Origin of the sequence: Bradyrhizobium sp. Mp27, assembly GCF_029953005.1 — a bacterium.
GTDB lineage: Bacteria > Pseudomonadota > Alphaproteobacteria > Rhizobiales > Xanthobacteraceae > Bradyrhizobium > Bradyrhizobium barranii.
On record NZ_JASAUS010000584.1, the window covers coordinates 1 to 692 of the forward strand.

Sequence of the window (692 nt, forward strand, 5' to 3'; positions counted from 1 at the left end):
GTCGTCAGGCGGCGAAAAGCCGAAGGCAATCCTGTGCGCCTCGTCAGACAAGATGTGCGGCCGCATCAATCGGGCCCAAAAGCCGCACTCTCACGAATAGGACGGGCTAAGTAGGTCTGAAGAGAGCGTCAGTGGGTGGTGGTCAACGCGAGCCCACCACCCGATAAACCTTCACCCGCTTTCGCCTCAGCTCCTTCTCCGGCTTAGGCTTGCCGTGGTTCAGCGCCCGCAGCATGAACATGTGGGCGAACATTAACCAGGCTGGAGGGCCGGCCGAGGCCCGCAACAAATGTTCTACGGCGTCTTGCCAGTGGGGTAGAGTTGGACCTCCTCATCGTGCTGGCGCGAGTGCAGGGCGTCGAAGTCGGAGATCCCGTCGACGCCGAGCACGACGGCTTCGCCGTCCAGGATCGCGGCGAAAGCCTGCTTCTGGCAACGCTGGCGCCGCCCTGCGGCGTCCGCACTATCGCCGTCCGCGCGCTCGACAAGGCCGGTATCGCCTGGAGCGAAGCCTTTGTCGGCGGCGGCGTCACCGCCGTGGTCGCGGCCGCCTTGGCGGGGCTTGCGGTGGCGCCGCTGGCGCGGGAGCTATGGCGGAATCTGGGTGATGACGGTGTGAGGAAGGCGGCGTATCGAGGCGGGTGACGAGCCTGCCAGAACCTCTCGAGGAGAGCGATACGCCATGACCGAGA

2 pseudogenes are annotated in these 692 nt (G+C 65.5%); one reads left to right on the top strand and one right to left on the bottom strand.

The annotated features are described in order from the left end of the window. Nucleotides 1-315: 315 nt before the first annotated feature. Nucleotides 316-411: pseudogene (locus QJT78_RS51855) on the bottom strand (DNA ligase); the annotation flags it as partial. Between QJT78_RS51855 and QJT78_RS51860 the strand changes: the two are divergent. Continuing rightward, nucleotides 412-585 (top strand): annotated as a pseudogene (locus tag QJT78_RS51860) (LysR family transcriptional regulator); the annotation flags it as partial. Nucleotides 586-692 lie beyond the last annotated feature (107 nt).